Here is a 26714-nt window from a genome sequence, read left to right on the forward strand (position 1 = left end):
CTACCCTAGCCCGCCCACACGGAGCGGCTAGCCCCGGGGCGCTTGCGACGCCGGCGTCGGGTTCGGCTTCTGCGTGAGCTTGGTCTTGAGACCCTCGGCGGCGGTCCGGGCGAGGTCGTCGCCCTGAGCGGCGGCCAGGCTGAACCACTTGAGGGCCTCGGCCTGGTCCTTCTGAACGCCGCTGCCGGACTGGTACATGAGGCCGAGATTGTACTGGCTGTCGATCACGCCCCGCTCCGCCGCCTTGCGGAACCACTGGGCCGCCGATGCCAGGTCCTGCGGGCCGCCGTCGCCGCGGAAGTAGTAGAGCCCCAGGTTGTGCATGGCGTTCGGCTCGCCGCTCTCGGCCGCCCGCGCCGTCCAGCGGCGGGCTTCCGCCAGGTTCCGTACGACGCCAAGGCCGCCGGTCTCGTAGAGCTGGGCCAGGTAGAACTGGGCCGGCGCATAGCCGTCGTCGGCGACGGCCTTCAGCTTCGCCAGCCCGCCCGCCTGCTTGCTTTCGGCGGCGCGCAGGGCCTCGGCGTAGCGCGCCTGCAGTTCGGGGGTCGGGTCGGTCGGGACGGGCGCCTCGGGCGACGTCGCCGCCTGGACGTCCGGCGCGATCGCCACGGCGGCGCGCGGCTCGGCCACCAGAGGCGCCTCCGCGGCCCCCCTGCTCCGCCTGGGGGCCGTTCATCAGCACGACGCCCGCGGCGCCGACGCTGAGGAAGCCGCGGCGCTGCCGGCCACCATCAGGGCGGTCTGCACCGCGCTGTTCGGACGGCGCGCGCGGGGGGCCCCGAAACCCGAGAGCATGCGTCCCGTGGCCTCGCGACGATCCAGCTTGGCGCGCACGTCCACGGGTCGGGCCCGGACCTCGGCGGCCGACGGGCGCTCCTCGGCGGCGCCCTGCTGGGCGCGGGCGGCGGCGCGGGCCTGTTCGATCACCTCGCGGGTGGACAGCGGCCGGGGGCCGTCAGCGCCTGGCGGGTCCGGCTGGTCCAACTCGAACACATCGTCGTCGGCCGGCTCGGCGAGAGGCGCGAAGCCTTCAGCCGCGGCGAAGTCCTCGGGCGCGAACGACGGTCGCACCGGATCGACGCTGGCCTCGGCCACCGACTCGGCGCGGGAAAAGAGCTCCGGACCGAAGGGGCCGCGCGGGGCGCTCTCCTCCGGCTGGCGCCGCGGCGGGACGAAGGGCGCGGCTTCTTCGAACTGCACCTCGAGGTCCGCTTCCGGCGCCTCGCCGCCGACGTCACCGCCGAGCCGCGCGCGGGCGTCCTCGAGGAACGCGGTCGTGCGCTCCTCACTGTCGCGGATGCGATCGGCGATCTCGCCGGCCGTGCGCTCCTGGCGCTGCTCCATCCGCTCGGTGGCGCGGGCGACCTGCTGGCCCACCTCCTCGATCGCCTGCGCGGTCCGGTGCTCGGCGGCGACCAGCCGTTCGGAGACGCGGTCGGTCAGGCGGCCGATCTCGGCGCCAAACCGCTCGAGGCTGTCGGCCTGGGCATGTTCGGCGCGAGAGAGGCGGGCCTCCACCGCGCCGGCGATGCGGGCGATCTCGCCGCCCACCTGCTCCAGCGCCTGTGCGTTCTGCTGCTCGGCGCTCTGCAACCGGCGATTCATCGCCTCGGCCATGGCCAGCACCTGCCGGCCGATCTGCTCGACGGCCTGGGCGGAGCGCCGTTCGCCAGCTTCGATGCGGGTGACGCGATCTTCCAGGATCCGCAGGGCCTCGGCCGATCGGGGCCCGGCGGGCGCCGCCTCCAGCCGCGCGAGACGCTCGGTGAGCGCGAAGCCTTCCCGCTCGTTGGTTTCAATACGGGCCAGGGCCTGGCGCACCGAATGCTCGACGCCCGATATGGCGAGGCCCGTCCGGGTTTCGGACGCCTCGATCCGGTCGGTCAGGCGGTCGAGCGCGTAGGCGATGCGCGAGAGGTCGTGCGGTGCGGGCGCCGGGGCGGCAGGCGGCGCGGGGGGCGAACCGCGAGGCCGCTTCATAGACGCCGAAGGCGCCGCTGCGCAGGGGACGGTCCGAGACCTGCGCCTCGTACGCCGCGTCCTCGGGCGTGTCGTCCTCCAGGATGACGTGGTTGAGCCATTCGCCGAGGGTCATGCCCGAGCGTCGGGCAAGGTCCTTTGCGACCTCACGGGCCCTAGGGTCGATCCCCTTGACGCTCCAGGGCGCGCCCGCCGTCATCGAATCGCGTCTCCCACCTACGGGAACGCTAACCACCGATTCTGGGGGTGTAAACGCGACCTTAACGCTATTAGTTGTGGCGAGGGTGCGTTCCTGTGGATGGAAGAGAGCGCCTCCGAGAGGCGCGGCTTCCGGTTTTGCGCGCGCCCTGCGATATCCCGCCGCCAATGGACCTTCGCACCACGCTCATCCTCCTCGCCGTGCTGGCCGCGTTGGCGCTGTTCGCCGGCTGGCGGGGGCGCGCCCGCCCAATCCGCACAAGGGGCCGCGCATGGCCCCCTGGCGCTTCATCATGCTGCTCGCGGCGGCGGGCGTCATGCTGATGGTGGTGCATGCGGTGAACCTGCTGGGGTTCTCCACCGGGACCGGCCGCTAGGGGGCCGCGGATTCCGGCGCGGACGCCCGCTTCGGCCGCTTGGCGAGTCCAGCCATGCCGCCGGAGGTCAGCAGGCCGACGTCGGCCAGCACCAGCGGGATGTTCCATTTGCGCGGCGCGGCGACGTAGCGGGGCCGCCACAGAGGATCCCACTTGTTCTTGAATTCGCGCACGCCCTGGAAGTTGTACAGGTCCTCGGCGTTCTCGAAGAGCAGGCTGCCCACCCGGGACATCATCGGGGCCAGCGGTCGATCCTGCAGCCCTGACAACGGGGCCATGCCGAAATCGAAGGCGGCGTAGCCTTCGGCGACGCCCCACTTCAGGAGCTCGACGAACAGGAAGTCCATGATCCGCTTCGGCCCCTCGTCGACGTAGCGCATCAGGTCGATCGAGAAGGCCGAGCGCTCGGCGACCGGCCACAGGGTGGCGAAGGCGATGATCCGGCCCTCGAAGCGGACGACGGCGACGGGGAACTCCTCGACGTAGCGCGGGTGGAAACCGCCCATGGTGAAGCCCTTCTCGCCGCCGGCGTGCTGGGCCAGCCAGGCGTCCGAGATCCGCTGCAGTTCGGGCATGATCGCGGGCACGCCGCCGGGCGGAACGACCTCGAAGGCGGCGCCGGCGTCGGCGGCCTGCCGCCACGCGCGCCGCGCCTTGCCGCGCCGCGTGCCGTCGATGGTGAAGCCCTGCAGCGGCAGGACGGCGACCTCCCCGATCTTCTGGATCGAGAAGCCCATCTCGACGACGTCGGGCAGATCCTCGGCGTCGAGGGCGTAGATCGCGGGGCGGGCGGCGTGGGCGTCGGCCAGCTCGCGGAAGCGCCAGAGCAGCTCCAGCCGCTCGTCGGCACGGCCCACCGGCGGCGCAAGGGCGATCCAGGAACGGCCGCGCACGCCGAACATCAGGAAGGTCTCGCCCGAGGCCGAGAACAGGAAGCGCTTGTCGCCCAGCAGCGCGAGGTTGGAGTTGGGCCGCGCGTTGTCGGCCTTGGCGAGGATCTGGCGGACCCTTGCGAACTCCGGATCGTCTTCACCCACGATGGGCGGGGTGGCGGCCGAGCCCAGCATGCGCCAGAGCCCGAAGGCCAGCAGCGCGACGGCCGCCACGGCCCAGCCCCGGATCGAGCGGGCGATGTCGTCGTCGACCATCATCCGCCAGAGCGGGACCTCGCCGTAGTCGGCGTTGTGATAGGACCAGACGCCGATGATGCCGGCGCCGGCCAGAAGGCAGGCGGCGGAGACCAGCCAGCCGGGCGTGACCTCCATCCGCGACAGCCGTGCGGTGCGCGGGAACGCCTTGCGGAACGGCGCGAGCACGACCGCGGCCGTCAGCAGGATGGCGGTGTCCTCCCAGACGATGCCCTTCTCCAGGCCCAGCGGCGCGGCGACGAGCAAGGCGATCATGGTGGCGGCCCAGGCCGCACCCAGGCGTGCGCGCAGGCCGAAGGCCAGGATCACCAGCATCAGGCCCAGCAGGCTGGAGAGCAGGTGGCTGAGCTCGATCAGCCACACCGGCGAGGTGGCCATGAGCTGCAGGAAGCGCTCAGGCTCGGAGGGCCGCGCTCCGGAGGTGAGCAGCAGCACGCCGCAGCCCAGGGCGACGAGCGCCGCCACGGACGGCGCCGCAGCGAAGGCGGCCGGTTTGAGGTCCCTCAGGAATCGCACGGCGGTCCATTACCTGAAGTGGCGGCCCAACGCTCAAACAACTGTTTCATCCCACTTGCCCCCGCTCGGGCGGACGCTAGAGTTGGGCTTACAAGGCTTTCGAAACAGGGAGGACGCCATGGCCGACTTTGGCGGCGCCGAGCTCGACGCATTCCGCACCGAGGTCCGGGCATGGCTGGACGCGAACTACCCTGCCGAGTTGCGCGATCCCAAGGCGAAGACCGACCCGGAGGCGATCTGGGGCGGCCGCCCCTTCGCGGGGTCCAGCGATCCCCAGATCGTGTGGATGCGCCGGGTCGCCGAAAAGGGCTGGACGGTGCCCACATGGCCCAAGGAGTACGGCGGCGGCGGCCTTTCGCCGCAACAGGCCCGTGTGCTGGCCGAAGAGATGGCCGCCGGCCGCTATCGGCAGCCGCTGGCGTCGTTCGGCGTGTGGATGCTGGGCCCGGTGCTGCTGGAATACGCCAACGAGGAGCAGAAGCGCGAGCACCTGCCGAAGATCGTGGGCGGCGATATCCGCTGGTGCCAGGGCTACCCGAACCGGGCGCCGGCTCGGACCTCGCCGGGCTGCAGACCAAGTGCGAGGACAAGGGCGACCACTGGCTGATCAACGGCAGCAAGGTGTGGACCAGCTACGCCGACAAGGCGGACTGGTGCTTCTGCCTGGTGCGGACCGACAACACGAAGAAGCACGAGGGCATCTCGTTCGTGCTGATCGACATGAAGACGCCAGGCGTCGAGACGCGGCCGATCCCGCTGATCAGCGGCGAGAGCCCGTTCTGCGAGACTTTCTTCACCGACGTGAAGGTGCCGAAGGGCAATCTGGTGGGCCGGGTGAACGGCGGCTGGGAGATCGCCAAGCGTCTGCTGCAGTACGAGCGCCAGAACATCTCGGCCGGCTTCGGCGAAGGCGGCAGCGCCGGCGGCGCGGCGGGCGACCTGGGCAAGATCGCCACGCAGTACGTCGGCGTCGACGAGACGGGTCGCGTCGAGGACGGCGACCTGCGCGCCCGCATCACCGCCAACAAGATGAACTTCGCGGCGCTGCGCCAGACGATCGCCCGTTCGGCGGCGGAATCGAAGGCCGGCAACGGCCCGTCGGCCGCCACCTCGATCATCAAGTACGCCGCCGCGGAGTTCGCCAAGGAGCGCTCCGAGCTGATGGTCGAAGCCATGGGCCACCAGGGCCTGGGCTGGAGCGGGGAAGGCTATGAGCCTGCCGAACTGCTGGCCGTCCGCGGCTGGCTGCGCACCAAGGCCAATTCGATCGAGGGCGGCACGTCCGAGATCAACCTGAACGTCATTTCCAAGCGGGTCCTGGGGTTGCCGGATCCGAAGTAGCCTGAAGTATTTGATTTTTCATACGAACATAGAGCCGGAGATTTCACGATGGCCGATTTTGGAGGGGGCGATCTAGACGCCTTCCGCACCGAGGTGCGCGACTGGGTGGCGGCGAATTTCCCGTCGTCGCTCAAGGGGAAGGGCCCGGCGATCGGGCCGGAGCGGGCGAGCGAGACCGCCGATCAGAAGGCCTGGCGCCTGGCGGTCGGCGAAAAGGGCTGGGGCGTTCCGACGTGGCCCAAGCAGTACGGCGGCGGCGGCCTCAGCGGCGCCGAGGCGCGGGTGGTGAACCAGGAGTTCGGGCGCGCCGGCGCCTACAACCCGATCGTCGGCATGGGCACGATGATGTTCGGCCCGACCCTGCTGGAGTACGGGACGGAAGCCCAGAAGCAGCAGCACATCCCGAAGATCGCCAATGGCGAGGTCCAATGGTGCCAGGGCTTCTCGGAGCCCGGCGCGGGGTCCGACCTGGCCGCGCTGTCGACGCGCGCCGAGGACAAGGGCGACCATTTCCTGGTGAACGGCCAGAAGATCTGGACGTCCGGCCCAGTGGGCCGACTGGTGCTTCTGCCTGGTGCGGACCGACTTCACCAAGAAGCACGAGGGGATCTCCTTCGTGCTGTTCGACATGAAGACGCCGGGCGTCGAGGTGCGGCCGATCCAGCTGATCAGCGGCGCCAGCCCGTTCTGCGAGACCTTCCTCACCGACGTCCGCGTCGAGAAGGACCAGCTGGTCGGGCCGCTGAACGGGGGCTGGACGATCGGCAAGCGCCTGCTGCAGCACGAACGCAACAGCCTGGCCGGCGGCGGCGGCAGCGCGGGACGCTACGCCTCGGGCCGTGCTCCGGCGCAGCTCGCCAAGGACTACGTCGGGGTGGACGAGAAGGGCCGCATCGCCGACGGCGACCTGCGGGTCCGGATCGCCCAGAACGATATCGACCTGAAAGCCTTCCAGCTGACCGCCATCCGCGCGATGCAGGAGAGCAAGGGCAACCAGGGGCCTTCGGCGGCGACCTCCATCATGAAGAACGCCGCCAGCCAGACGCTGCAGCAGCGCGCGGAACTCTGCATCGAGATCCTGGGCAGCCAGGGGCTCGGCTGGGAGGGCGACGGGTTCTCTGAGGAGGAGCTGACGTTCGTCCGCAACTGGCTGGGCGGCAAGGCCACCACGATCTACGGCGGCTCGCAGGAGGTGCAGAGCAACATCATCTCCAAGCGCATCCTCGGTCTGCCCGACAGCACCAAGAGCGTCTGAATTCCATCACCCACCGATGAACCCAACAATGTCACCCCGGCCATAGCGAAGCGGAGAGCCGGGAACCAGGAAACGCCGGAGCGCTGGCCCCTGGGTCCCGGCTCGGCCCGCGCGGCTCCGCCGCTCCGTTGGCCGGGATGACGATCATATTGAGAAGGAAACCTTCATGGCCGTTCTGACCGAAGAACAGAACATGCTGCGCGACGCGGCCAAGAGCTGGGTGCAGGACAAGAGCCCCGTGACGGCGCTGCGCAAGGTGCGCGATAGCGGCGCCGAGCTGGGCTACGACGTCGCCGCCTGGAACGAGATGGCCGAGATGGGCTGGGCGGGCGTCATCGTCCCCGAGGAGTACGGCGGCTCGGCGTTCGGCTATCTGGCGATGGGCCTGATCCTGGAGGAGACCGGCCGCACGCTGACCGCCTCGCCGCTGCTGGCGTCGGCGCTCGGCGCCGCCTCGGCGCTCGTCCTGGGCGGCTCGGAAGAGCAGAAGCAGGCCTGGCTGCCGAAGATCGCCGAGGGCTCGATCGTGGCGGCGCTCGCCGTGGACGAGGGTCCGCACCACAATCCCGAGAAGGTCGAGGCGTCCTTCAGCGGCGGCAAGATCACCGGCAAGAAGACCTTCGTGCTGGAAGGCATGGCCGCCGACCTGTTCGTGGTCTCGGCCAAGGGGGCCGACGGCGTGGGCCTCTATCTGGTGAAGGCCGACGACGCCGGCGTGAAGCGCACCCGTCTGCAACTGGCCGACAGCCGCGGCGCGGCCAATGTCGAGTTCAACGGCGCGGCCGCCGAGCCGCTGTCGGGCGGCGCTCAGACGCTGGAGAAGGTGCTGGACCGCACCCGCGCCGGCCTGTCCGCCGAGATGCTGGGGGCCGCCACCCAGGCCTTCGAGACCACGCTGGACTACCTGAAGACCCGCGTGCAGTTCGGCCAGGTGATCGGCAGCTTCCAGGCCCTGCAGCACCGCGCGGCCAAGATGTTCACGGAACTGGAGCTGGCGCGCTCGACGGTCGAGGCCGCCCTGGCGGCCATCGACAACGACAGCCCCGACGTGCCGGAACTCGTGTCCCTGGCGAAGGCCAAGATGGGCGACACCTTCCACCTCGTCTCGAACGAGATGGTCCAGATGCACGGCGGCATCGGCATGACCGACGCCCACGAGAGCGGCTTCTACCTGAAGCGCGCCCGCGCCGCCGAGGCCGCCTTCGGCAACCAGGCCTATCACCGCGACCGCTACGCGCGGATCAACGGCTACTGAGACGGGAGCGAGACATGCTCAATCACGTGATGGTGGGGTCGAACGACCTCGAGCGCTCCAAGCGCTTCTACGATGCGGTGCTGGGCGTGCTGGGCGCTGGCGAGCCGTTCCGCAACACGGCCGACAGCGGGCACACGCGGCTGTTCTACATGAACGGCGGCAGCACGTTCTGCGTGAGCGAGCCGATCGACGGCGGGCCGGCGACGCACGCCAACGGCGGCACCATCGGCTTCAAGTGCGCCTCCCCGAACAGGTGAAGGCCTTCCATGACGCGGCGGTGGCCAATGGCGGGACCTCCATCGAGGACCCGCCAGGCGAGCGGAACGGGTCGCTGGGCCCCATGCACCTGGCCTATGTGCGCGATCCGGACGGCAACAAGCTCTGCGCCATTCACCGGCCCGGCTGAGCGTCCGCGGCGCACGCCGCCGCGTATGCGGAAGATCAGCGGCTTCCGAGGAGCCTCTGTGTGCAGGAGCCCCGCCGGCATCACGCCGGCGGGGCTTTCTGCATCGGGGGCCCAGGCCCTGCCAACTCGCCGGGGCCCGATGCCCGGCGCCCTAGGGCCTTATCATTCGGCGGCCAGGGTGCGACTGAAACGGCGCGGCGGAGCGCCGTACTCGGCCGCGAAGGCGGCGACGAAGTTGCTGACGTGGGCGTAGCCCACGCGCCACGCGATCGCCTTCATGGGAAGGTCTCCCACCTCGAGGAGGCGCCGCGCCTCGGCCAGGCGCGCCAGACGCAAGGCGCGATCGGGACTGGCGCCGTGGACGGCTTCGAAGGCGTTTAGGAACCGACGCAGGCCCATCCGCGCGGCCTTGGCCAGTTCGGCGGCCGAGGGCGGATCACGGAGGTCGGCCACGAGGGCGTTGCGCGCCTCCCGAAGCGCCGTGGTCTCGGCGGCGGTGAGCGAGGCGACGTCGAACCCCCGCATCTCGGCGCCGAGGACTTCGGTGAGCAGGCGCAGGGCGACGGCCTCGCGATGCAGGCGCTCGAGCGAGCCGCCTTCGCCCGGCGCGCCGAGTTCGCCGACGAGGACACGGGTGGCGGCCTTGATCGGCCGCTCGCGGATCACGGTCTCGCGGGCGCGGCTCTCGACGAGGGGGGCGGAGCCTTTCCGGGACCCTCTCATCCAGCAGGGACACGAACAGCTCCGGCGAGACGGCGACGCTGAAGAAGCGGAAGGTCTGCGGCCCCGGGAAACGGAACACGCCGGCGCGGTCCTTGGTGACCAGCAGGGCGGCGCGCCACGGCCGGAAGCGGTATTCGGGCCGGTCGGAGGTGGCGAGCGTCGCCTGGCCCGCCACGGGGACCCAGACCGAGATGGACGGCGGCGCGTCGCTGTCGCCGACGACCTGCTGCTCCGCGGCGGTCTCGGTCTCGACGCAGCCCAGGTTCATGTGGAAGCCCGCGCCGAAGGTGACCCGCTCGTAGCGGCCGGTCCAGCCGGGACCGGACAGCACCGTGACGCCGTTCGGATCCAGACGGACCTCGCTCCCACGGTCCGCGATACGCCAGTCCGGCGACTTCATCGAAAAGCGACGCCCCACAACCCTGGCGACAGCATCTCATAAGAAACGGCGCGATCCAATAACGCGGGTCCGTGGCGAGCGGGTGGAGGCGGCTGGTACCCGGAGGGGATTCCAGGAGGGGGCAGTCATGGCCACGTTCGTCGTCAGCAACACCAACGACGCGGGGGCGGGCTCGCTCCGGCAGGCGATCCTCGATGCGAACGCGGCCGGCGGCGCCGAGGTGATCACGTTCAACCTCGCGCCGGGAGCCGTCATCACCCTGAGCGACGACCTGCCGCCGATCACCGACGACCTGTTCATCGACGGGAGCGGCGTTCCGGGCCTGACGATCAGCGGCGCGGGGCTCTACAGGGTGTTCTGGGCAGGTGCTCCCAGCGTCGAGATCAGCGACCTGATCATCGCCGACGGTCTGGCCCAGGGTGGCCGGGGCGGCGACGGCGACGCCCAGCATGGTGCGGGCGGCGGCGGCGCTGGCCTGGGGGGCGCCATCTACTCCGACGGCGGTCAGCTGACGGTCCGCCGCGTTTCGTTCGTTGGCAACGACGCCGTTGGGGGGCGATGGAGGCCGGCGGACCAATGGCTCAGGCTTCGCGGGCGGAGGCGGCGGCGGCATGGACGACGATGGCATAGCCGCCGACGCGACCCCCTTCCTGGACCCGGGCCGGGGCGGCGGGGACAACGGCGGTGCGCCGGGCGGGGGGGCAGGCGGGGACTACGGCGGCGGCGGCGGCAACGACTTTTCGACCGGCGGCGCGGGCGGCTTCGGCGGCGGCGGGGGCGGCGGCGGCCTCTCCGGCTCAGGCGGCGCGGGCGGTTTCGGCGGCGGCGGGGGCGGGGCGGGACACTCCACCTTTCCTGGGCGCCGGCGGCTATGGCGGTGGCGCGGGCAGCCACGTCGCGACCGGGCAGAGCGGCGGCGGCGGCGGTGCGGCCCTGGGCGGCGCGGTGTTCGTCCGGTACGGCGGATCGATCACCCTCGAGGATGTGACGTTCGGATCGGGCAACTCCGTCACCGGCGGCGCAGGCTTCGAGAACGGCTCCGCGGAAGGCGCCAACCTGTTCCTGATGGGCGGCGGTCTGCTCACCTATGGGGTCACGACGGGACGGACCATCACCCTCGGCGGCGGGTTCGAGGGCGAAGCGCCGATGCAGCTCAGCAGGACAGGCGCGGGCACGCTCGTGGTGACCGACGGGGGCGATATCGGACAGCTGGTCGTCACCGAGGGTGTTCTTCGCGTGACGGCAAATCTGGCTGCAACCGCCGCGACGGTGATGGCCGGCGCGACGCTCGAGGGGGACGGGCGCCGTCGGCGATTTCGACGTGCATCCGAACGGCACGCTGGCGCCCGGCGCCAGCCCGGGCGTGCTCGCGACGGGCAACCTCGGCCTGAACGCCGGCGCCACACTGGAGGTTGAACTCGGCGGCACAGGCGCCGGCCAGTTCGACCGGCTGAATGTCACCGGGACGGTGACGCTTGGGGGCGCCTTTCTCGACATCCAGCTCTACGGTGGGTTCACGCCGGTGGCGGGGAACAGCTTCCTGCTGATCGACAACGATCTGGCCGATGCGGTGAGCGGGGAGTTCGCGGGCTTCGCTGACGGCGTGGCGGTGACGATCGGCGGCCTGAACTACACGGTCGACTACCAGGGCGGCGACGGCAACGACGTGGTGCTGACGGTTTCGGCGATACCGCCGCCTCCACCGCCTCCGCCCGCCCCGCGGGTCGTCGCGACGGCGGGCAGCGACGGCGACGACCTCGCCGTACTGGACGACAACGGCACGACCTACAGAGCCGGCGGCGGCCACGATCTGGTGCAGGCCGACGGCGGCGATGACTGGGTGCACGGCAACAGCGGGGACGACACCCTCTTCGGCGGCGCGGGCGACGACACGCTCCACGGCGGGCAGGGGAACGATGTCCTCTATGGCAACGACGGGGCCGACGTGTTGTTCGGAGACCGCGGCGACGACTTCATCCACGGCGGCCGAGGCGACGACGTGCTCGACGGCGGTGACGGCTCGGATGCCCTGGCCGGAGGCCAGGGGAACGACGTGCTGCGCGGCGGCGGCGGCGACGACGTGCTCTCCGGCGACCGGGGGAACGACACCCTGGCCGGCGGCGCCGGGGCCGACCTGTTCCGCTTCGCCTCGGGCGGCGGCGCCGACGTGGTGTCGGACTTCAACGCGGCGGAAGGCGATCGCATCCAGGCGGCCGGGCCCTACACCGCCGTCCAGGCCGGAGCGCACGTCTTGCTCGACTTCGGCCAGGGCGACACGGTCACGCTGGAGCATGTCGCTCTCGCCGACCTGCCCGAGGGCTGGATTTCGATCTGAGCGTCCGGGACGGCTCCGCCGGTCCCTCAGGCGCGGGTGCTGGGACGCTGAAGCCCCGGGGCTGTCCCCCGTGGGTGCTGAGGAGGTCTGGGAAGCGCCGCGGTCAGACCGGCCTGGGGGATGCGCTCGCCGACGGCGCCGGCGCCCCGGCGGGCGTCATGCGCAGCGTCAGCAGGACGGCGCCGACCACGATCCCCAGCCGGAGCGCGTTGCCCAGCCAGCCGCCGAGGGCGTTCTCGCCCAGCGCGAAGACGATCCAGAGGCTGTTCATGCCGACGTGCAGCAGGATCGGCGGCCAGAGGTTGAAGTCCCAGCGCACGAACAGCCAGCCGAACAGCAGCCCGCCCAGGCCGGTGATCGCCACCACGCCGGCGATGCTGGCCGGGTCGGACCCCTGGCCGGCGTGGACCAGGCCGAACATGAGCGCCGGCATCAGGCAGGCGGCCCACCAGCGCCAGCCCGCGAAGGCGATGAGGGGCGCCGACGGCGAGGCCGCGGTAGATGACCTCCTCGAAGACGGGAAAGCCGAGGCCCTGCCAGAAGAGGTCGACGCCTTTCAGTTCGCCGGAGACCGGCGCCGCCAGGGCGGCGACGAGCCCCGCAGGCACAAACAGGACGGCCGCCCAGATCAGCGGCCGCACGACGGGGCGCGGGAGACCGCTCAGGGCCAACAGCCGGCGCGGCCCGGCCTGCGCCGCCAGCGCCACCAGGAGCGCCATCACGAGGAGGTCGCTGAGGTTGGCGAGGGCCGACCGGCCGTAGGGCACGTCGACGCCGGCGGTGAGCGGCCGCAGCACCTGGCCGCTGAAAGTGGTCCACACGAGGGCCACGGCGACGGCCGCGGCGATCGCCAGCCCCCGCCTCGAGCGCCAGTCTGCCTGTTCGTCCGCCACCGACTCATCCTCCAAATGCACAGCGCGCGCTCTCTATGCCTGCACGGTCGCGCTTGATTGAAGGTTTCGGCCATTGGCTTCGCCCGCGCCGCCCCAGGGTGTGCTCACCGTCGTCCCTGCCCCGGCGGACATCGCCGCGGCCGCCACAGCCTTCGTGCGGCGGATCGATCCCGGCTGCGGCGGCGTGGTGCGCATCCTGCCGGAGCTGCGCGTTTCCCTGCAGGTGCAGGCGGCCGATCCCTACTGGATCCAGGAACAGGGGGACGCCGGCGCGTGGCGCCAGGTCCCCCGCGTCTCGGCCTGGGGGCCGCGGCACGACTGGGCCTGGGGCTACGCACGGCGGGACATCTCGGCCTTCGGGGTGCTGCTGACGCCCGCCGGGCTGGCCGCCCTGACCGCGGCCGCCGCGCCCCGCCTGGTCAATCGCACGTTTGCGGTCGCAGACCTCGACGCCGAGCTCGCCGTCGCGCTCGACGCTTCGGCCGAGGAGCCATTCGAGCGGTGGACGGCGCGCGCCACGGCGGCCCTGCGGACGGCTTTCGGCCGGCGCCCGCCGGCCGCGGAACCCACGGGGCCGGCCCTGGAAGTCCTGGCGACGGCCGAGGGCGATGCGACCGCCCAGGCGGCCGCGGCCTGCGGGCTGTCCGTCCGCCACTTCCGCCGCCTCTTCCGGGACGCGCATGGAACCTCGCCGAAGCTGTACCAACGCCTGATGCGCGTGGACCGCAAGCTGCGCGAACTGCATGCGCGGCCTTGGGAGGCCGACCCCTGGCCGGACGAGCCGATCGCCTTCGCCGACCAGCCCCACGCGATCCGCGAGTTCCGCGCCCTGACCGGCATGACGCCCCGCGACTATGCCCGCGCGAAGGCGGCGGGCGACGCCACGCTGCGCTCGGTGGCCGGCCTGACCGACGCCCCCGCGGGACCCGAGGACGGCGGCTGACGGCAGGGCCTTGCAAAGCTCGGCCCGGTCTCCAATATCGAGGGTGCGGGACCGGGCCCCTCTGACGATCGACGGCGATCGTGATGTCGGACCGCACAGGTGCGCCTGGGGTCCGTGTCGCTCTCCCCCAAGCCCCAAAGGGCCCTCCCACCGGGCCCGCACGGGTCCCGGGCGCGCCTCCAAACGGAGGAGCACATATGATCGATCACAAAGTCTGGCGTCTTCGAAACCGCCACCGGGAGCTGGAGCGGATGATCCGCGACGAGCAGCGCAAACCCGAACCCAACGCCGCGCTGGTCCAGGACCTGAAGCGCCGGAAACTGCAGGTGAAGGACGAGCTCTTCATGGCGGAAGCCGGCCTCGTGCCGGTGTCCATCCGGCCGAGCTACTGACGAAGGCCCGGGAGGCGCGTGCGCGCGCCTCCCATCGCTTCCTGGATTCAAGATGTTCGAACCCTTGTCGGCGTCCGTGCTCGGCCAGCCGCTGTGGATGTGGCTGGCGTTCGCGGGCCTTGTCGTCACCCTGCTCGCCCTGGACCTGGGCGTCCTCCATCGCGACAACCATGAGATCGGCGTCCGCGAAAGCCTGCTGCTCTCCGGCGGCTATCTCACGCTGGGCCTGGCCTTCGGCGCCTGGGTCTGGAACCAGCTGGGTCCGCAGTCGGGCCTCGAATACGTCACCGGCTTCCTGATCGAGAAGAGCCTGGCGCTCGACAACGTCTTCGTCATCGCCACGATCTTCGCCGCCTTCGCCGTCCCGCGCGTCTACCAGCACCGGGTGCTGTTCTGGGGCGTCCTGGGCGTGATCGTGCTGCGCGGGATCATGATCGGCTTCGGCGCGGCCCTGGTGGCCAGCTTCGCCTGGGTGCTGTGGGTCTTCGCCGCCTTCCTGATCCTGATGGGCGTGAAGATGTTCGTCGCCGACGAGACGCCGAAGGACCCGCACGACAGCCCGGTCTACCGCTGGCTGGCCGGCCGCATCCGGCTGACCGACCGCTTCCACGGACCCCGCTTCTTCGTGAAGCAGCCGGGCCGCGACGGGCGGCTGGTCTGGTTCGCGACGCCGCTGTTCATGGCGCTCATCATGGTGGAGCTGGCGGACGTGGTGTTCGCGGTGGATTCGGTGCCCGCGATCTTCTCGATCACCACCGACCCGTACATCGTCTACACGTCCAACATCTTCGCCATCCTGGGTCTGCGGGCCCTCTATTTCGCCCTGGCCGCGGTGGTGGCGCGCTTCGCCTACCTGAAGCAGGCGCTGGCGGCGCTGCTGGTGTTCATCGGCGGCAAGGTGTTCTTCGCCGAGGCGATGGGCTGGGAGAAGTTCCCCGCGCCGGTGTCGCTGGCGATCACCGCGGCGCTGCTGGCCGGCGGCATCGGCTGGTCGCTGTGGAAGACCCGGGGCGTGCGCGGGGCGGCGCTGCGCCAACCTTGACAGAGCTCGCGCCGCGGGCTGGCCTGTCGGGATGAGCCACCGCGTCTACAAGACCAGCTTCGCGAGCGTGTATCCGCTCTATGTCGCCAAGGCGGAGAAGAAGGGCCGGACGAAAGCCGAGGTCGACGAGGTCATCCGCTGGCTGACCGGCTTCGACCAGGCGGCGCTGGACGACCAGATCGCGCGCAAGACCGACTTCGAGACCTTCTTCGCGGAGGCCGATCTGAATCCGGCCCGGGCGAACATCACCGGCGTGGTCTGCGGCGTGCGGGTGGAGGACGTGGCCGAGCCGCTGATGCGGGAGATCCGCTACCTCGACAAGCTGATCGACGAACTCGCCAGGGGAAAGGCGATGGCGAAGATCCTGCGCGCGTGAGGCCCGCCGGCCCAAAGACCGACGGGCACGGCAAGGTCAGTAGTAGTCCCGCAGCGTCAGCGTCACCGTCTCGCCGCCCTGGAGGGTGAGCGCCAGCGTCTGGCCGGCGGCGGCGGTCCGCAGCGGCGTCAGTCCGGCCACGCCGAGTTCTGCGGCGGGACGGCCGTTGACGGCGGTGATCACCTGGCCGGTCTTCAGGCCCGCCGCCTCGGCCGGAGAGCCGGGCGCGACCATGGCGATGGTGAAGACGCCGTCGGCGAAGCGGGCCAGCGCGCCGGCCCGGTCCTTGACGAAGGGCGCGGCCAGCGCCTCGGGGCGAGGCTTCAGCAGGATGCGGTTGCGGGCGTAGTCGGTGGTGACTTCGAAGCGGCTGAGCACCGGCATGCCGATGTTGCCGCCGGCGTGGCCGACGTTGAAGGCGCTGTTGTCCTCGTCGCCGAAGACGGCGGGAATGTCACGGATCTCGACGCCGGCGAGGGTCAGGCTGCGGACGCTGGCGACCGTGCGCGGTCGCAGGCCGCCCACCCCGCCCGACAGGCTCTGGGACGTCGGACGGCCGGAGAGCAGTCCCGCCGGCTTCCAGAGACTGGGATAGACCAGCAGCGGCGACCCGTTGCCCAGGTCGAAGTCCATCAGCACCGGCTTGCCGCCCTCGATGGAGACGGGAATGGCGTGCAGGCCCGACACGTTCGTGACGGGCACGGGCACTGGCGCCGGCCGGCGCGCGATAACGGGCCGGGTCGTGGAAGGTGATGGTCTTTCGCTCGAAGTCGAGCTGCACCGTCAGCGCGTTCAGCACCTCCTTGCCGAGGACCACCGGCAGCGGCCGGCCGATCGTCGCACCGATGGCCTTGAGGTCCATCAGGGCGACCGTCAGGCCCTTCAGCTCCACGTCGCCCAGGCGGATGTCGACGCCGCTGACGAGTTCGGCCACGTCGCGCCCGCCGGTGCCCACCGCCGCGACCAGGCCGGACGGCTTGAGGCCGAGGCTCTCGGCGAACGACCTGTCGAGGACGGTGGCCTCGGCGCCGCTGTCCAGCATCACGTCGGTGGCGACGCCGTTGACGGTGGCCGGGATGTTGATGCGCGTGCCGGCGAACAGCTCGAACGCCAGCGGGTCGGTATGGGCGCGGCCCGCCGGGAAGCTGTAGATCCGGCGCGACGCGGGACGGGCGAACGCCCGCGGATCGGCCTTCGGGTCTATATCGACGTGGGTGAGGACCGTGGTGATGACGATCGGCTCGCCCTCGGTCTGCTGCACCTGGCGGAACGGCATGCGCACGCCTTCGACGGGACGCCAATCCGAGAAGCGGGTCACGGTGACGACCCCCTCCTCCAGCGTCCGGTCGGCGACCAGCGCCCCCGTCGTCGGTTCCAGCAGGAGGTCATAGCGGCTGTCCGGCGTGAAGGTGACGCGGAGCACCTGAACGCTGCGGCCATCGAAGGTCTCGTCAGGCTCCAGCGTGAGCTCGCCATGCCGGCCGCCGAGGGCGTCGTCGAATGCGGTGAGTCGGCGGCGGGCGGCCTCCTGGGCCACGCCCTCGCCCGCGTCCTCGACCTGACCGCTGAGGGTGACGGTCCAGCCTTCGTCGCCGACCACCGCGCGGCGGATGTCGGCCGACCCCAGGACGAGGCGCTCGGCGAAGCGCCCAGGCTCGATGCGGCGCTCCAGCGGCCCGTTGAAGCGCCCGTTGTCGATCACGCCACGCACGTGGAGGCCGGTGGCGTTCTGGAACGCCGGACCGCCGCGCCAGGCGACGTAGCGGGCGACGGCGTCGCCGGCCGGATCGGCCGCGGCGGCGACGGGAAGGGCCAGCGCCAGGGCGGCGGCGGCGGCGAGCAGCGACTTCATAGCGGCACTCCAGAAGCAGGACCGGTCAGGGCCTCCAGGCCGGCGGGCCGGGAGCCGAAGAGGGAGGGATCAAAAGGCAGGGTCTGGCCGCAGGCCCGGGCGCCCAGCACGATCTCGGCGGCGAGGCCGCTGTGCTGCAGGCAGGCGAGGTAGGGGCTGTCGGTCCAGACGCCGTGGCGGCAGTGCTGGGCGTCGTGCGAGAGCAAGGCCGTCAGGTGCTCCTGGGCGTCGCGGACGATGGTGATCTGCAGACCGGGCCAGCTCGCCAGCTGCACCTCGGCCGTCGGCTGCCGGACGGTGGCGAGCGGCGTCTCCACCGGCTCGTACACCTGGCCGACGATGCGGACGCCGCGGGCGTGGGCGCGCTCCAGATCAGGGGCCAGCGTGGTGAAGAGGCTTGGGAAGAGGTCGAACAGCAGCACCTCTTCGGCCGCGGCGATCATGGCTCCGGCGCGGGCCAGCACCTGGTCGGGCGTGCGGAGGCCGTAGAGCCGCGCCTCGGCGCTGGCGGGTTTCAGCGTCTCGAGTGATGCGAGCGCAGCCTGGCTGCGCTGGCTGAACCGGGCCTCGAGCGCCGCGACAAGCTCGCGAGGCGGCACCGCGCGCCAGGCGCGGCCGTCGGCGTCATCGACGAAGACCGCGCCCTTGGCGGCCAGCGTTTCCAGCGCGGCGTAGGTGTTGGCCGAGGCCTTGCCGACCGCCTTGGCCAGCCGATAGCCGGTGGCGGAACCCGCGCGGATGAGCTCGCAATAGACCCGCGCCTCGATCTCGGTGAAACCGAGGTCCAGCAGCGCGGCGGCAGGCGTCGTAGCAGTCATGACTGCTACTAAGACCGGCGCAGCCCCGGGGTCCAGTTAAGCTCTGGTAATAGTGGGCGCGGGCGTCCGGACCAGGCCGCGCACGCCCACGCCCCGGCTCGCCGCCGCGTCAGTCGGCGCCGGACTTGCCCTTGGCCTTGGCGGGCGGCGCGGCCGCCTTGGCCTTCGCGGCCTCCTCCTCGGCCTGACGCGCCCCGGAGAGGATGGCCGGCAGGGCGTAGTTCCCCTCGTGGCAGGCGTATTCGTAGACGATGCCGTCCAGCGGATAGAAGTTGTACTCGCCGCCCCAGGCCGCATCCCACACGTCGGGGTCCTCGACGGTGAACTGGTAGTTCAGGCGGGTGTCCGAGACCCGCGTGAAGCGCTCGGTGATCTTGGTGTTCTTCCAGGCCCCGGCCAGCGCCTGGCCCTCCGGCAGGTTAGTGGTCTCGACCACGAGGGTGTCGCCCTCGTACCAGCCGATCGAGTCGCCCATCCACGGCCGGACGCCATCGGTGCGATGCTTGGAGTTCAGCCGCACGATCCGGTTGTCGTGGATCAGCTCCACCTGGATCACCACCGCGTCGGGGCTCTGCACGAAGCGGTAGTTGTTGTTGTAGTAGCCGTTCGGCAGCATCGGCGGGCCGGCGTTGCGGCCGAAGCCCATGATGCAGCGGTCGCCCAGGCCGCGGTACTCGTAGCTGTCGTAGGCGTCACGGAAGCCCATCCCGGCGCTGGGCGCGCCGGGCTTGCGCGGCGGGAACTGGCCGTTGGGCGTGGTCAGCAGCGAGGTCCGGAACTCGCCGTTGACCTCCATGATGTGGTTGCCCGGGTCGATCCAGAAGGTGTTGTAGCCGCCCACGTCGCCGCCGGCGGCGGCGAAGTCGGGACGGATCTTCACAAGATCGGACTGGCCGAACTCGGCCTGCAGCTCCTCGGTGGTCTTGTTCGGGTCGGTCTGGGCGTCGCTGTCGGCGAGCGCCTTGGCCCAGGCCTTCTCCAGTTGCTCGGCCTCGGCCCGGCTGACGGTGGGCTTGGGCGAGAGCCGCGGGTTGCGGGTCAGCGGGGTCAGCGTCGCGTTCGACCAGTAGCCCTCGAGATCCGGCGCGCCCCACGACGTGCGCGGCGCCTTCCAGCCCGGCTGGCGGATGGTCGGATTGACCTGCTGGCCCTTGGCGGCCTGAGCCGACTGGGCGGAGGCCTCGGCGGCGCCGAACAGCGCCAGCACCGAGACCGCGAGAACGAGCGCCTTGCGCATCACCAGATTGCCTCCCTCCAAGCGGACGGGCTTTCGCGCCCGCCTTCTCCCCGCAGTGTGCGGTCGTCGGTCCGCCGCATGATTTCAGACCTGAAAGCTGGAGTTTGTCACCGACGATCATGGAACTGGCGCTAGCCGTCATGGGCGCGGCCGGCGCGGCGCGGGAAGCTCCAGCGGCGAATGAGGGAGCGAAGCCATGCGATGGATGGTTCTCGGCGCGGCGCTGGCCTTCGCGGCGGCGGGCGGCGCGGCGGCCGACGGCTACAAGGCGCCGCGCAACCGGCTGGGGCAGCCGGACCTGTCGGGCGTCTGGACGAACACCTCGATCACCTGGCTGCAGCGGCCGCCGGGGGTGAAGGCCCTGGCGATGAGCGACGCCGAGGCCGAGGCGATGTCCCAACAGTTCCGGCAGATGGTCGACGTGCTGATCCGGCCGACCAGCGACCCGGACGCCCCGGCGCCGGAGGAGACCAAGGCGGTCGACAACTCCGACTTCCTGGAGATGGACCTGAAGCCGGCCCGGGTGAACGGTCAGTGGCGTTCCTCCTGGATCGTCGAGCCGCAGGACGGCCGCCTGCCCTTCACCGAAGAAGGCCGCGCGCGGACCCGTGAGCGTGGACGCAGCAAGGGCTACGACAGCTATGAGATGCGGCCGACGGACGAGCGGTGCCTGACCGCGATCGGCTCGCCCGAAGGCCCGCCGATGATGAACACCGGCTTCAACGGCCACTATCAGATCCTGCAGACGAAGGATCATGTCGCCATCCTGGTGGAGATGAACCACGACGTGCGCATCGTCACCCTGATCGCCGGTCCCGAGGCGAGGCGGCCGAGGACTGATCCGAAGGCGCCGCGGTGGATGGGCGAGAGCGTCGGCTGGTTCGAGGGGGGACAGCCTGGTGATCGAGACCACCAACCACAATCCGCTGGGCGCCTATGTCGGCAGCATGACCGGCGGCATGACCTACACGCAGACCGCCGTCGTGCGGGAGCGGCTGACGCGGACCGGGCCGGACGCGATCCTGTACGCCTTCACGGTGGAGGACCCGGCCACCTTCGCGCGCCCGTGGCGAGCCGAGATGCCGTGGCGGCCGGCGACGGGCCCGATCTACGAATACGCCTGCCACGAGGGCAACTATTCGCTGACCAACATCCTGGGCGGGGCCCGGGTCGAGGAGGCCGCCGCGAAGAACTAGGACTAGCGCCCGGACCGCGCCCGGCGCAGGCTGGCCGGCGCCACGTTTGGGAGGGGACCTGATGAACCTGCGATCGACCCTGTTCGCCCTCGCCGGCGCGCTGCCCCTGGCGCTAGGCGCGGCCGGGACCGCCAACGCCGCGCCGGCGGTGAAGCTCTACACCATGGATTGCGGCAAGCTCTCCATGCCGGATGCCGACATGTTCGCCGACGACGGGGCCTACAAGGGCCGCAAGGTGGACATGGTGGTGCCCTGCTATCTGGTACGGCATCCGAAGGGCGACCTGGTGTGGGACACCGGCGTACCGGAGAGCCGAGACAAGCTGCTGAGCCAGCTCAAGACCCTGGGGCTGGAGCCGAAAGACATCGAGTACGTCTCGGTCAGCCACAGCCACTTCGATCACATCGGCAACGCCGGGCTGTTCGCCGGCTCGACCTGGATCGTCGACCCGGACGAACAGGCCTACGCCTTCCGGCCGCAGGCGCGGGCGAACGCGACGCAGTTCGCGGCCTATTCCGCGCTGGAGGCCGCCAAGACCGTGCTGGTGGAGGGCGAGGGGCCGCACGATGTCTTCGGCGACGGCAGCGTCCAGGTGATCCCCGCGCCCGGCCACACGCCGGGACACACGGTCCTGCTGGTGAAGCTGCCGAAAAGCGGCCCGGTGCTGCTGACCGGCGACCTGTGGCATGTGGCCGAGAGCCGCGCCGCCAAGCGGGTGCCGCGATTCAACGTCGACCGGACGAAGACGCTGGAGAGCTACGACAAGATCGAAGCGCTGGCGGCGAAGGAGAAGGCGCGCGTCGTCCGTGAGCACGTGCCGGAGGACTTCGCTGCGCTCCCCGCCTTCCCGGCTCCGCTGGAGTAGCGGCTAGTTGGACTTGCGGTCGCCGCGATCGCCCTGACCCTTCTTGGCCACGGTCTTGGCCTTGGTCCGGCGATCGGCGGCCAGCGAGCGGCCGACGTCGGCGCTTTCCTTGAAGCGGCCCTTCTCGTCGCGCCGCACGTAGCGCTTGTCGGTCCCGGTATCGATGAGTTCGCGATTGGAGGACATCGGCGGTCTCCTGGGCTGTGATCGCGGAGGGAATCCACGACGGCCCAGCCCGGTTCCGCCGACCGACGGGAGCCGGAGCGCGCGGGAGCCATGCGGCCCTCCCGAGGGAGGACCGCACGCTCTCCACGATCAGTAGGTCTTGCGCAGCGTGACGCCGTAGGTGCGCGGCGGGTTGGTCTGGAAGCCGTAGCGGGCGCGCAGGCCCCGCTCGCGGTCGATGGACAGCCAGGCCCGCTCGTCGCCCAGGTTGTTGACGAAGGCGGCGGCTTCCCAGGTCTCGCCCCGCACGCCGAGACGCAGGTTGATGACCTCGTAGCTGGGAAGGTCGAGCGGGAAGGACAGCGTCGAAACCGTGGTCGCCCCGATATTGGTGAACAGCGGCGCGGAGGCCGGATTGTTCTCCTGGTCGGAGATCTGGGTGTAACGCTTGCCGACGTGCTGGAAGGTCAGGTTGGCGAAGGCGTCCAGCGTGCTGGTGACCTCGCGTTGATAACCCACGCTGAACGAGGCCTGGAACTTCGGCACGGTCGGCAGGCGGTTGCCGTCGCGCAGGCCCTGGATCGGATTGCCCGCCGCATCCTCGACACTCGAGGTCAGCTTGGCGTCATTGTACGAGGCCGAGGCCGCCACATCGAAGTTCTCGCCGAACCGCCAGGCGATCTCGGCGTCGAAGCCCACCGACTTGGCCTTGGGCACGTTGACGATCACCCGCGACGAGCAGGAGCCGGCGTCGATGGTCGCCTGCAGGTTCTCGATGTCGGCATAGAAGCCGGCGACGGTCAGCAGGCCTGCGCCGCCGCCCAGCCGGGCCTTCATGCCCGCCTCGTAGTTCCACACCGTCTCGTTGCCGAAGCTGGGTTCGGACAGGGCGTTGAAGGTGGCGAAGTCGGCGGGCGTGCAGAGCGGCCGGTTGAGCGGATCGTTGATGCCGCCGAGGCGGAAGCCCTTGGAAGCCTGGGCGTTGAATGTGACGTCGTCGTTCACCTCGTAGGCGACGATGACCCGGGGCGCCCAGGCGTCGGCCTTGGTCTTGCCGGGCACGCCGATGGTCTGCTCGGCGAAGATGCCGTCGAAGGTGAGCTCGCGGGTTTCCTTGTAGTCGCTCCAGCGGAGGCCTGCGGTGACGTCCAGCCGCTCGGTGACCGAATAGGTGGCCTCGCCGAAGACGGCGAACTGCTTCTGCTTATACGGAACGGTCGAATAGTAGAGGCTGTCGCGCGGCGCTGCCGGCCCGGCCGTCGGGATGCCGGTCAGCGCCTCGAACCCGATGACCTGCAGGTCCTGCGAGTAGTCGCGGTCGATGTTCGAATAGAAGGCGCCGAGCACCCACTGCAGCGGCCCCTCGCCGTTCGAGGCCAGGCGGACCTCCTGGCTGAAGGACTTGACGTCGGTGGCGTCGATCAGCGGCGCGTCGAGATTGTAGACTGCGGGGGCGAGGCCGATGGAGCCGCCGGTGATCGAGCCGGTGAGCGCGGTGGCGTCGCGCACGACCAGGACGTCGCGGTCGGTGAAGGACGAGATCGAGGTGAGCGTCAGGCCGCCAAGATCGTACTCGATGTTCAGGTCGGCGAGCAGGAAGTCGTCCTCGAACTTCTCCTGCAGCTGGGTGAACTGCTTGAGCCCGCCGAGTTGGTAGCGCGTGCGGGTGGTCGTGAACTCGTTGGCCAGGATGTTGAAGACGTCGACGCGGTTGAAGCCGTTCACGTCGATCGACTGGTAGAGGACGCGCGGCGTGATCGCGAGGTTCTCGCCGGCCTCGAAGCGCATGGCGGCGCGGACGCCCCAGCGGTTGCCGCCGTTGACGTCCTCCTGCACCGATCCCCCGGGCTGGATGGCGTCGATGAAGCCGGCGTATTCGGTGGCGTAGGCGCTGATCCGCAGGGCCGCGCGATCGCCCATCGGGATGTTGATCATCCCCTTCAGTTCGCCGCCCAGATCGCCCCCCTGGACCTTGGAGACGGTGGCTTCCAGCGCGCCGTCGTAGCCGTCCGGATCGGGCTGGTTGGTGATGTAGCGCAGCGTGCCGGACAGCGAGCCCGAACCGAACAGCGTGCCCTGCGGCCCGCGCAGCACTTCCACCCGATTGAGGTCGAAGAGATCGAGGTCCGGGGTGAACAGCGAGAGCGAGATGACGCTCTCGTCGAGGTAGACGCCGACCTGCTCCTTCACGCCGGGCTGGTCGCGGACGATCTGGCCCGCGGAGATGCCGCGGATGGCCACCTGGCTCTGGCCCGGGCCGAGGTTCTGGACCGTGAAGCCGGCGACCGTTCGGGACAGGTCCTCGATGTTGGTGACGCCGCGCTCGCGCATCACCGCTTCGCTCTGGGCCGCCACCGAGAAGGGCACGTCGATCAGGGCCTCGTCGCGCTTCCGCGCGGTGACCACCAGTTCCTCCACCTCGGCGGAGCTCGTCTGGGCGGCGGCGACGCCGGGCGGCACAGCGAGGATGAGGGCGAACAGGCTGGCGCGCGCCGCCAGCCGGGTCTTGCCGGATTGCATGGTCTCGAATTCCTCCCACGGCGCGGCTCACGAATGGCCGTGCTTCGTGTGCGGAGGAGTACCGCAGGTGGAATCCGCGCCGCTAGCTCCCCGGAACGGTGAAATGTGAACTGTTGCCGAAAGGCCGCGGCGTCCGCCTCTGGCCTGCGGGCCCGACGCAGCCCACAACCAACCCCATGAGCGACCAGCCCGTGTCCGACAGGGACGTCTATCTGAAGCTGTCCGCCGTGGCCGAGGAGCTGCTGCGGCTCGCGGAGGCGGCCGAGAGCTATGTGGGCAACGCCGCGCTGACCAGCGCGGCCAACACGCTTAGCGGGACCGCACGCGTGATCTACGAGCACTGCCTCGGCGGCGAGGACGGGATCCACTAGGCGTCGCGCCCTCGGCGACCGCGCGCACGAACATGGCCACCAGCAGCGCCAGGGGATAGGGCAGCCAGGTCGGCGCCACGCCATAGGGATGGCCGAGCGGGACCCGGCGGCGGAGCTGCAGAGCCCGGCGCACCTCGCGGCGCGCCTCGCCGGCCGTCATCGGCTCGGGGTAGCGGCTGATCAGAGGGTCGCGCGGGAAATGGGTCATGACGGGCGGCACGGGGACGACGGTGATCGCCTGTGCCACATCCCGGCGCCCATCAGCCATGCGGCAGGTACCCATTTTGCAGTTAACCGCCCGCGGGGCTGGCGCGGGGCTATGAAGCCTCGCTAGCTTGGCGGCATGCGGACGTTCAATTCGGCCTCCTTGACCCTGATCGGCGCGATCGGCGCCCTCCTCTGCCTGACCGGCGGCGCTCAGGCGCAATCCGGCGCCCCGCCCGCCGACCTGGTGATCTGGGGCGGCGCCGTCCACACCGGCGCGGACAATGCGCCGCAGGCCGAGGCGGTGGCGGTGCGCAGGGGCCGCATCGCCTATGTCGGAAGCCGGTCCGGCGCGCAGGCGCAGGTCGGCCCCGGCACGCGGGTCGTGGACCTGAAGGGCGCGGCCCTGTTCCCCGGCTTCACCGACAGCCACGCGCACCTGCGCGGCATCGGCGAGCGCGAGCTGTCGCTGAACCTGGAGGGCTCGAGGTCCGCGGCCGAGGCGGCGGAGCGTACGAAGGCCTATCTGGCGAAGCGGCCCGGCGATGCGCCGGTCTGGGGCCGCGGCTGGATCGAGACCGGATGGCCCGAGGGCCGCTTCCTGCACCGCAAGGACATCGACCATTTCGCACCGCACCGGCCGGTGCTGCTGGTCCGCGCCGACGGTCACGCACTGGTGGCCAACACCGCGGCGCTGAAGGCGGCGGGCATCGACGAGCGGACCCAGGCGCCCGCCGGGGGCGAAATCCTCAAGGACAAGGACGGCCGGCTCACCGGCATGCTGGTCGACAACGCCATGGGCCTGGTCGCCAAGCTGCAGCCAAGGCCCACCGAGGCCGACAAGCGCGAGGCCTATGCCGCGGCCTTCAAGGTCGAGACCGCCTACGGCTGGACCGGCGTGCACAACATGAGCGTCGATTGGGCCGACGTGGCGCTGCTGGAGGACCTGGCGGCCAAGGGGCAGGCGCCGCTGCGCGTGTACAACGCCATCGACATCGGCGAGGCCGCGCCCCTGCTGGAGAGCGGCCCGCGGACCAGCGCAGACGGCCGGATCACCACGCGGGCGGTGAAGATCTACGCCGACGGAGCGCTGGGTTCCCGGGGTGCGGCCCTGTTCGACCCCTATGCCGATGCGCACGGGACGAAGGGTCTGATCCTGACGCCGCCCGAAGCCATGAAGGCCTCGATGGCCAAGGCCTACGCGGCGGGCATCCAGGTGGCCACGCATGCCATCGGCGACCGCGGGAATGCGGTGGTGCTGGACCTCTACGAGCAGGTGTTTGCGGCCACGCCGCCGAACGTGCGGCGGATGGCCCCGCTGGCGGATCGAGCATGCGCAGGTGGTGCGTCCGGCCGACATCCGCCGGTTCGTGGACGACGCCGTGATCGCCTCGATGCAGCCCAGCCACGCCATCGGCGACCTGCACTTCGCGCCCGCCCGGCTGGGCGATGCGCGCCTCGACGGCGCCTATGCCTGGAAGAGCCTGACGGACGCTGGCGCCACGGTGGTGGGCGGCTCGGACGCCCCCGTGGAGCGCGGCGATCCGCTGATCGAGTTCTACGCTGCGGTGGCGCGCAAGGACCTGGAGGGCTTCTCGACGCCGGCCTGGCGCCCGAAGGAGGCGCTGTCGCGCCAAGAGGCGCTGAAGCTGTTCACCCGCAACGCGGCCTTCGCGCGGTTCGCGGAGGACGAGCTCGGGACCATCGAGGTGGGCAAGCGCGCCGACCTCTCGGCGTTCTCGGTCGACCTGATGACCGCGCCCGAGGCCGACATCCCCAAGGGCCACGCGGTGCTGACCGTCGTAGACGGCCAGGTCGTCTACGAGCGGCGCTGAGGCGATCATTCGTTAACAGTCGAGCGGAACCGTGGCGGCGGCGGCGGGTTCAGGGGCCGACCCCTGGAGCG

The 26714-nt window shown here is 70.8% G+C and carries 26 protein-coding genes and 3 pseudogenes; 18 read left to right on the plus strand and 11 right to left on the minus strand.

Annotated features, from left to right (window positions below; all coding sequences use genetic code 11):
• Positions 1-27: 27 nt before the first annotated feature.
• From LRS10_RS01830 to LRS10_RS01845, 3 genes are all read right to left on the minus strand, one after another.
• Positions 28-630, minus strand: a complete 603-nt coding sequence (locus LRS10_RS01830; RefSeq protein ID WP_257835768.1) for a tetratricopeptide repeat protein — start codon at positions 628-630, stop codon at positions 28-30.
• A gap of 45 nt (positions 631-675) precedes the next feature.
• Positions 676-1980 (minus strand): hypothetical protein, encoded by a 1305-nt coding sequence (locus tag LRS10_RS01835; protein WP_257835769.1) that lies wholly within the window; start codon positions 1978-1980, stop codon positions 676-678.
• Positions 1981-2551: 571 nt separating this feature from the next.
• Entirely contained in the window at positions 2552-4219 is a 1668-nt protein-coding gene (locus tag LRS10_RS01845) for a bifunctional lysylphosphatidylglycerol flippase/synthetase MprF (RefSeq protein WP_257835770.1), read from the minus strand.
• A 118-nt stretch (positions 4220-4337) separates the two neighbouring features.
• Between LRS10_RS01845 and LRS10_RS01855 the strand changes: the two are divergent.
• The 6 genes and pseudogenes from LRS10_RS01855 to LRS10_RS01880 all read left to right on the plus strand — a co-directional run bounded on the left by LRS10_RS01855 (position 4338) and on the right by LRS10_RS01880 (position 8476).
• Positions 4338-5560: pseudogene (locus LRS10_RS01855) on the plus strand (acyl-CoA dehydrogenase family protein).
• A 48-nt stretch (positions 5561-5608) separates the two neighbouring features.
• Positions 5609-5923, plus strand: a pseudogene (locus tag LRS10_RS01860) (acyl-CoA dehydrogenase family protein); the annotation flags it as partial.
• Positions 5924-6134: 211 nt separating this feature from the next.
• Entirely contained in the window at positions 6135-6815 is a 681-nt protein-coding gene (locus LRS10_RS01865; protein WP_257835773.1) for an acyl-CoA dehydrogenase family protein, read from the plus strand.
• A gap of 166 nt (positions 6816-6981) precedes the next feature.
• The gene (locus LRS10_RS01870; RefSeq protein ID WP_257835774.1) at positions 6982-8070 is read left to right on the plus strand and encodes an acyl-CoA dehydrogenase family protein; all 1089 of its coding nucleotides are present in this window, start codon (positions 6982-6984) and stop codon (positions 8068-8070) included.
• A gap of 14 nt (positions 8071-8084) precedes the next feature.
• Positions 8085-8327: a hypothetical protein gene (locus LRS10_RS01875; protein WP_257835775.1), complete on the plus strand. Its 243-nt coding sequence runs from the start codon at positions 8085-8087 to the stop codon at positions 8325-8327.
• A complete protein-coding gene (locus LRS10_RS01880; protein WP_257839060.1) occupies positions 8240-8476 on the plus strand; it encodes a VOC family protein in 237 nt (78 codons plus the stop codon). The genes LRS10_RS01875 and LRS10_RS01880 overlap by 88 nt, the downstream gene beginning before the upstream one ends.
• A 162-nt stretch (positions 8477-8638) precedes the next feature.
• On the opposite strand, the gene LRS10_RS01885 is transcribed toward LRS10_RS01880, so the two are convergent.
• Positions 8639-9199, minus strand: coding sequence for a helix-turn-helix domain-containing protein (locus tag LRS10_RS01885; protein ID WP_257835776.1), 561 nt, complete (start codon positions 9197-9199; stop codon positions 8639-8641).
• Positions 9200-9291: 92 nt separating this feature from the next.
• Between LRS10_RS01885 and LRS10_RS01890 the strand changes: the two genes are divergently transcribed.
• From LRS10_RS01890 to LRS10_RS01900, 3 genes are all read left to right on the plus strand, one after another.
• Positions 9292-9501, plus strand: coding sequence for a hypothetical protein (locus LRS10_RS01890; RefSeq protein WP_257835777.1), 210 nt, complete (start codon positions 9292-9294; stop codon positions 9499-9501).
• Positions 9502-10283: 782 nt separating this feature from the next.
• Entirely contained in the window at positions 10284-11015 is a 732-nt protein-coding gene (locus tag LRS10_RS01895) for a hypothetical protein (RefSeq protein ID WP_257839242.1), read from the plus strand.
• The gene (locus tag LRS10_RS01900) at positions 10921-11934 is read left to right on the plus strand and encodes a calcium-binding protein (RefSeq protein ID WP_257835778.1); all 1014 of its coding nucleotides are present in this window, start codon (positions 10921-10923) and stop codon (positions 11932-11934) included. Before LRS10_RS01895 ends, LRS10_RS01900 begins: the two co-directional genes overlap by 95 nt.
• Before the next feature lie 103 nt (positions 11935-12037).
• Here the strand turns inward: LRS10_RS01900 and LRS10_RS01905 are convergent, their stop codons facing one another.
• The gene (locus tag LRS10_RS01905; RefSeq protein WP_257839061.1) at positions 12038-12406 is read right to left on the minus strand and encodes a type II CAAX prenyl endopeptidase Rce1 family protein; all 369 of its coding nucleotides are present in this window, start codon (positions 12404-12406) and stop codon (positions 12038-12040) included.
• A gap of 494 nt (positions 12407-12900) precedes the next feature.
• Between LRS10_RS01905 and LRS10_RS01910 the strand changes: the two genes are divergently transcribed.
• The 4 genes from LRS10_RS01910 (at position 12901) to LRS10_RS01925 (ending at position 15580) form a co-directional block, all read left to right on the plus strand.
• Positions 12901-13770: an AraC family transcriptional regulator gene (locus tag LRS10_RS01910; RefSeq protein WP_257835779.1), complete on the plus strand. Its 870-nt coding sequence runs from the start codon at positions 12901-12903 to the stop codon at positions 13768-13770.
• Between the two features lie 197 nt (positions 13771-13967).
• Positions 13968-14162, plus strand: coding sequence for a YdcH family protein (locus tag LRS10_RS01915; RefSeq protein WP_257835780.1), 195 nt, complete (start codon positions 13968-13970; stop codon positions 14160-14162).
• Between the two features lie 52 nt (positions 14163-14214).
• Entirely contained in the window at positions 14215-15204 is a 990-nt protein-coding gene (locus LRS10_RS01920) for a TerC family protein (RefSeq protein ID WP_257835781.1), read from the plus strand.
• A 31-nt stretch (positions 15205-15235) separates the two neighbouring features.
• The gene (locus LRS10_RS01925) at positions 15236-15580 is read left to right on the plus strand and encodes a DUF2200 domain-containing protein (RefSeq protein WP_257835782.1); all 345 of its coding nucleotides are present in this window, start codon (positions 15236-15238) and stop codon (positions 15578-15580) included.
• Between the two features lie 36 nt (positions 15581-15616).
• On the opposite strand, the gene LRS10_RS01930 is transcribed toward LRS10_RS01925, so the two are convergent.
• The 4 genes from LRS10_RS01930 to LRS10_RS01945 all read right to left on the minus strand — a co-directional run bounded on the left by LRS10_RS01930 (position 15617) and on the right by LRS10_RS01945 (position 19487).
• The gene (locus LRS10_RS01930) at positions 15617-16105 is read right to left on the minus strand and encodes a PDZ domain-containing protein (protein ID WP_374569380.1); all 489 of its coding nucleotides are present in this window, start codon (positions 16103-16105) and stop codon (positions 15617-15619) included.
• On the minus strand, positions 16035-17432 hold the full coding sequence (locus LRS10_RS24195) for a retropepsin-like aspartic protease (protein ID WP_374569382.1): 1398 nt from the start codon (positions 17430-17432) through the stop codon (positions 16035-16037). The genes LRS10_RS01930 and LRS10_RS24195 overlap by 71 nt, the downstream gene beginning before the upstream one ends.
• Positions 17429-18250: a TrmB family transcriptional regulator gene (locus LRS10_RS01940; protein WP_257835784.1), complete on the minus strand. Its 822-nt coding sequence runs from the start codon at positions 18248-18250 to the stop codon at positions 17429-17431. The genes LRS10_RS24195 and LRS10_RS01940 overlap by 4 nt, the downstream gene beginning before the upstream one ends.
• Before the next feature lie 109 nt (positions 18251-18359).
• Positions 18360-19487 (minus strand): hypothetical protein, encoded by a 1128-nt coding sequence (locus LRS10_RS01945; protein WP_257835786.1) that lies wholly within the window; start codon positions 19485-19487, stop codon positions 18360-18362.
• 196 nt (positions 19488-19683) lie between these two features.
• Between LRS10_RS01945 and LRS10_RS01950 the strand changes: the two genes are divergently transcribed.
• Both LRS10_RS01950 and LRS10_RS01955 read left to right on the plus strand, forming a co-directional pair.
• Positions 19684-20745, plus strand: a complete 1062-nt coding sequence (locus LRS10_RS01950; protein WP_257835787.1) for a hypothetical protein — start codon at positions 19684-19686, stop codon at positions 20743-20745.
• Positions 20745-21548 (plus strand): N-acyl homoserine lactonase family protein, encoded by an 804-nt coding sequence (locus LRS10_RS01955; protein WP_257835788.1) that lies wholly within the window; start codon positions 20745-20747, stop codon positions 21546-21548. Before LRS10_RS01950 ends, LRS10_RS01955 begins: the two co-directional genes overlap by 1 nt.
• A gap of 3 nt (positions 21549-21551) precedes the next feature.
• Here the strand turns inward: LRS10_RS01955 and LRS10_RS01960 are convergent, their stop codons facing one another.
• The gene (locus LRS10_RS01960) at positions 21552-21734 is read right to left on the minus strand and encodes a hypothetical protein (RefSeq protein WP_257835789.1); all 183 of its coding nucleotides are present in this window, start codon (positions 21732-21734) and stop codon (positions 21552-21554) included.
• A 129-nt stretch (positions 21735-21863) separates the two neighbouring features.
• Positions 21864-24233 (minus strand): TonB-dependent receptor, encoded by a 2370-nt coding sequence (locus LRS10_RS01965; RefSeq protein ID WP_257835790.1) that lies wholly within the window; start codon positions 24231-24233, stop codon positions 21864-21866.
• A gap of 176 nt (positions 24234-24409) precedes the next feature.
• Between LRS10_RS01965 and LRS10_RS01970 the strand changes: the two genes are divergently transcribed.
• From LRS10_RS01970 to LRS10_RS01980, 3 genes and pseudogenes are all read left to right on the plus strand, one after another.
• The gene (locus LRS10_RS01970) at positions 24410-24604 is read left to right on the plus strand and encodes a hypothetical protein (RefSeq protein WP_257835791.1); all 195 of its coding nucleotides are present in this window, start codon (positions 24410-24412) and stop codon (positions 24602-24604) included.
• Between the two features lie 343 nt (positions 24605-24947).
• Positions 24948-26054, plus strand: a pseudogene (locus tag LRS10_RS01975) (amidohydrolase); the annotation flags it as partial.
• 1 nt (position 26055) lies between these two features.
• Entirely contained in the window at positions 26056-26643 is a 588-nt protein-coding gene (locus LRS10_RS01980; protein ID WP_257839062.1) for an amidohydrolase family protein, read from the plus strand.
• Positions 26644-26714 lie beyond the last annotated feature (71 nt).

This window comes from Phenylobacterium sp. J426 (assembly GCF_024699945.1).
GTDB lineage: Bacteria > Pseudomonadota > Alphaproteobacteria > Caulobacterales > Caulobacteraceae > Phenylobacterium.

Coding starts and splice junctions, on each gene's coding strand:
- LRS10_RS01875 (WP_257835775.1), top strand. CDS start 8,085: ATGCTCAATCACGTGATGGTGGGGTCGAACGACCTCGAGCGCTCCAAG.
- LRS10_RS24195 (WP_374569382.1), bottom strand. CDS start 17,432: ATGAAGTCGCTGCTCGCCGCCGCCGCCGCCCTGGCGCTGGCCCTTCCC.
- LRS10_RS01870 (WP_257835774.1), top strand. CDS start 6,982: ATGGCCGTTCTGACCGAAGAACAGAACATGCTGCGCGACGCGGCCAAG.
- LRS10_RS01915 (WP_257835780.1), top strand. CDS start 13,968: ATGATCGATCACAAAGTCTGGCGTCTTCGAAACCGCCACCGGGAGCTG.
- LRS10_RS01965 (WP_257835790.1), bottom strand. CDS start 24,233: ATGCAATCCGGCAAGACCCGGCTGGCGGCGCGCGCCAGCCTGTTCGCC.
- LRS10_RS01955 (WP_257835788.1), top strand. CDS start 20,745: ATGAACCTGCGATCGACCCTGTTCGCCCTCGCCGGCGCGCTGCCCCTG.
- LRS10_RS01835 (WP_257835769.1), bottom strand. CDS start 1,980: ATGAAGCGGCCTCGCGGTTCGCCCCCCGCGCCGCCTGCCGCCCCGGCG.
- LRS10_RS01945 (WP_257835786.1), bottom strand. CDS start 19,487: ATGCGCAAGGCGCTCGTTCTCGCGGTCTCGGTGCTGGCGCTGTTCGGC.
- LRS10_RS01950 (WP_257835787.1), top strand. CDS start 19,684: ATGCGATGGATGGTTCTCGGCGCGGCGCTGGCCTTCGCGGCGGCGGGC.
- LRS10_RS01925 (WP_257835782.1), top strand. CDS start 15,236: ATGAGCCACCGCGTCTACAAGACCAGCTTCGCGAGCGTGTATCCGCTC.
- LRS10_RS01920 (WP_257835781.1), top strand. CDS start 14,215: ATGTTCGAACCCTTGTCGGCGTCCGTGCTCGGCCAGCCGCTGTGGATG.
- LRS10_RS01960 (WP_257835789.1), bottom strand. CDS start 21,734: ATGTCCTCCAATCGCGAACTCATCGATACCGGGACCGACAAGCGCTAC.
- LRS10_RS01970 (WP_257835791.1), top strand. CDS start 24,410: ATGAGCGACCAGCCCGTGTCCGACAGGGACGTCTATCTGAAGCTGTCC.
- LRS10_RS01980 (WP_257839062.1), top strand. CDS start 26,056: ATGCGGTGGTGCTGGACCTCTACGAGCAGGTGTTTGCGGCCACGCCGC.
- LRS10_RS01885 (WP_257835776.1), bottom strand. CDS start 9,199: ATGAGAGGGTCCCGGAAAGGCTCCGCCCCCCTCGTCGAGAGCCGCGCC.
- LRS10_RS01940 (WP_257835784.1), bottom strand. CDS start 18,250: ATGACTGCTACGACGCCTGCCGCCGCGCTGCTGGACCTCGGTTTCACC.